This is a genomic window from Actinomycetota bacterium, from assembly GCA_018830725.1.
In the GTDB taxonomy this organism is placed as follows: domain Bacteria; phylum Actinomycetota; class Humimicrobiia; order JAHJRV01; family JAHJRV01; genus JAHJRV01.
Genome location: JAHJRV010000057.1, coordinates 1 through 4051, shown reverse-complemented (window position 1 = coordinate 4051; position 4051 = coordinate 1). Strand labels below are relative to the sequence as shown.

Annotated in this window: 3 protein-coding genes; all 3 read left to right on the top strand. The window is 30.8% G+C overall.

All coding sequences use genetic code 11. The features are described 5' to 3' along the window. The first annotated feature begins 124 nt into the window (after positions 1–124). Positions 125–1147 (top strand): adenine-specific methyltransferase EcoRI family protein, encoded by a 1023-nt coding sequence (locus KKC53_02875; GenBank protein ID MBU2598108.1) that lies wholly within the window; start codon positions 125–127, stop codon positions 1145–1147. Next, a complete protein-coding gene (locus tag KKC53_02870; protein ID MBU2598107.1) occupies positions 1137–2222 on the top strand; it encodes a DUF262 domain-containing protein in 1086 nt (361 codons plus the stop codon). Before KKC53_02875 ends, KKC53_02870 begins: the two co-directional genes overlap by 11 nt. A 362-nt stretch (positions 2223–2584) precedes the next feature. Continuing rightward, positions 2585–3907: a hypothetical protein gene (locus tag KKC53_02865; protein ID MBU2598106.1), complete on the top strand. Its 1323-nt coding sequence runs from the start codon at positions 2585–2587 to the stop codon at positions 3905–3907. The last annotated feature ends 144 nt before the right edge of the window (positions 3908–4051 follow it).

Sequence of the window (4051 nt, the reverse complement as noted above, 5' to 3'; positions counted from 1 at the left end):
AATTTGTTTGTTTGAAATTTTCTAAAAAATTGTAAAATCAAAATGCATGTTTATTGCAATCATTGTTGCATTTTAATTTCGCGCTGATTACTCAAGGTTTGAACAGAATGTGTCCAAAAAATAATTGAGCATAAATAAAAATATGGGAACAAAACAAACATTATATAAAGCAAATCAGATTAAGGATGATGAATTTTTCACTCTTTATGAAGATATTGCCAATGAAGTTTCTCTTTTTAAGGAGCAATTAAAAGGAAAAAGAATTTTATGTCCTTGTGATTGGGATGAAAGTTATAATGAAGAAGTTGTTTACAAGGAAGAAGGGTTTGTTGCTCCATCTAATTTACTAGATGCTGGGGGCACAATCAAACGAATAGACATAAAAGCTTCTAAGAAAAAAATAGAAAAAGACTTAGCTTTGATTAGGTGTAATTTAGTAAAATTTTTAGTGGCTCATGCTGACACTTACGAAATAACTTCAATTTCAGCGAGCGGGTATAATCCCTCTACCGGCAAAGGAGTAAGATTCCAAGATGTCGACTACTCAAAATATGATCTAGTCATAACAAACCCGCCATTTAGTCAGTTTAGAGAATTTATTGATACAATGTTTAAGAAAGACACGCGGTTTTTAGTTATCGGACCAGTCACAGCCATAACTTATAAGGACGTTTTTAGTCATATAAAAAACAATGAAATGTGGCTTGGCTATACGAAGCAGTTATCCGGATTTCGATTATTAGATAACACCCTCGTTCTTTCAAAAAATCCTGAAGGTTCAGTACCTAGAGCTTGCAAATGGTATACAAATTTAGATGTTGCCTATAGACATGATAGGATGATTTTAACCGAGAATTATAGTCCTGAAAATTATCCAAATTATTATAACTACAATGGTATAAACGTGGAGAAAACAAATAAAATACCCTATGATTATGCCGGTGAGATGGGAGTTCCAGTCACATTTTTAACAAAGTATAATCCAGAACAGTTTGATATTGTAGGGAAAGGTGTTCAGGTCGAAAAAACGGTAAGATTTAAAGGTGATAAAGCAACTCTTTGGATTGAAAAAGACGGTAAGCCTTTCAAGGCTCCTTTTGAAAGGATATTAATAAAAAATAAAAAAGTAATTAAAAATGACAAATAATATGAACATCAAATATTTATATGAACAACTTAGAGACGGAAAGATTATTAGCGATATAGAACTTCAAAGAGAAATTGTTTATGACACTGATAAACAAGTATTGGTTATAGACAGTATTGTTAACGGAATCCCATTGCCAGCTTTTTATTTTTGGAAGAATAAAGATGGCATTTTAGTAGTTTTAGACGGCAAACAAAGAATAGAGGCTATTAAGAAATTTATTGAGAATGACATTCAATATCAAGATAAATTATGGAAACAAACAGACAAAAACATTCAAGACTTAATCAACAAGACTGAACTTTCAATTATTATCTGTGAAGGTCAAGAACAATTAAAAAGAGAAATATTTAGAAGAATCAATACTTTAGGCGTACCGCTTTCTTCTTATGAAGTATTAAATGGTCTTTTTCATGGTGAATATTTAAGAGGTTTAACTGCTTATGTTGGGCAAGATAGAGACGCGTTAAAAGTTTTGGGCCCTAATAGCCGCGGTAAAAATCAATACAGAATTTTACAATTATTGATGGCATTGAAGAATTTATTAAGAGACCCTCAAACTATAAATGATTATGTGAGTAAAAATCAGAAGAATTCTTTCGCTGATGACCAAAAAGAAATTAGCAAATATATCAAATTTGTTAGTGAAATATTTGAAGAATACAGTCAATTAAATATTTATTTTAATTTAGCGAGAAAATATTTTAAGGATTCAGTTATTTGGAAACAAAATAAGGATGAAATTAATTCTCGTATTAAAAGATATTTGAAAAGTGATGACGCCAAATTGACTAATAAACCAACAGAAATAGAAGATATTATTCAGGCGATTGTAAATAACATTAGCGTTGATGAGAAGCGTTTATTTTCAAGTGATGACAAAAAAGAGTATTTAAAAAAACAAAAACCAAATAAAGAAAATAAATATCCCTGTGCCATTTGTAAGAAATATTTTTACAAGGAAGAATTGACAATGGATCATGAAGAGCCTTGGAGTAAAGGTGGTAGGACCGTACTCTCAAATGCCCAATTATTATGCAGCCCTTGTAACATTAAAAAGGGAAACAGAAGTTAGAAGAAATTAAAGAAAACATTGAAGATTAAAAATTTGAATTTCTACAATGCAATCTGAGGGCTTAGAAATATTTTTTAGTAGTTTACTATGGCAAAAAAGAAGATAAATAATGGATAAAAAACAATAGTTTATTATTGATTAATCTTTTCAAAAATTATAATATTATTTTAGCGAATCTTAATTTTATATAAAGTAGAAATAGGGAATAAAAAAAGACTTCTTAACGACTAATTAAGAAGCCTTTCAAGAGATTTAATTCCTGTTAACACTCCGAATTATAATCTCTTATTATCCCCTATGTCAATACTCAAAGGTATATTGGGTATATTGTTATGTATTTTTTTATGAAATAAGAGGAATAATTGAAATCAAAAAAGGACACGGAATATTTAGAATATCGTAATACTTTCGTTCAACCGTATCCCAGATATACAATAAAAAAGATAGGGAGTAAAAGGTGGCAAACTATAAAGGGGACATTACCGGACACACGAGTTAAAGGTCATTTAGAGCAGGAGTATATCATTGGAGTATTGGCAAAATGGTATCCTGGCTATATTGTTTTTGATATTGATAATGTAACCAGAGAAGAGGTAGAAAGAATAAGAGAAAGGTTAAGGGGGGATGAGGATAACAGTATGCTATTTTCAAGTGAAAGTCCTAATAGCTATCATCTTTATATAAGACCCACCTATAAAGGCAAACCACCTACAGAAAGGCTGGCGCAGGATATACTAAAACCCTTTGGACAGCAGAATAATATTGAAATCTATCCCCAGGCAAATAAAACTTTCAGGCTGGCATTTGGACATAAGCAGAGATGTTTGGATATTGGATATGAGGATTTGGAAACCTGGCAGGACTATCTATACTTTTTCAATAAAAAAGATGATTTTGATATATCAACCGTTCCACTACACCAGCCAGAACTTGATTTAAGGATACCGGGAACGCAAGGGAAGGGAACATACCAGAGAGGGAAAGAGTTATACCAGAATGGTTTATCCTGTAATAGTTCCAGATACCAGGCGCAATTTGATGTAGCATATTATTTATGGAGTGGAAACAGGGTACCCCAGACAGTAAAAGGAATGATATTAATGTGGTTAAAGACCAAGCACAATGGTTATTCTGAAAAGGTTAATACTGGTAACTGGAGAATTATTGAAGGTGAGATAAAAAGGCAGGTAGACTGGATATTTACTAATTATGAACTTAGTTATTTCTATCCAAACGAAACTCATAATATTCATAATGGTTATATCACTAAAAAAGACATTGATAATATTGTCAGGATTAATCCTAATTTACCAAGAATGAGGTTTATGTATAATTTGATTAAATATTGTTATCCCAGGAGCTACAAGAACTTTATAAATATCCATAGTGATAAATTAAAAGAATGGAGTAGTACAGAAAACTATCTAAAATATTTAGATGAGTTAAATAAAATAGGAATTGTTAAAAGATGGGATACTTATAAAAAAGATAAATTCTCAAAGAGCATAAATATTAACTGGAATTTTAAGAACTTTAATAATGCAATCTTAGATGATAATAGGTCTCCGAATACTTTTGAAGATACAATAAAGTTAAGTTATAGGCCAGAGGAGTTTAGGGAACTGCTAAAAGAGGCTGGAAGTAAAAGAACAACCGCAATTGATGTTGTCAAAAGGATATTTTAAGTGTCAGAAATTAGAACACATAGTATAACTATTAATACCCTTCTAAGAAAAAGGATCAGATAATAGGTATTTTTGTTAGAAATGTTAGGATCTTAAAAGACAGGGAATATTGGCATAAATAAATTTAGGCCTTTTTTTCATTTT

Coding starts and splice junctions, on each gene's coding strand:
- KKC53_02870 (MBU2598107.1), top strand. CDS start 1,137: ATGACAAATAATATGAACATCAAATATTTATATGAACAACTTAGAGAC.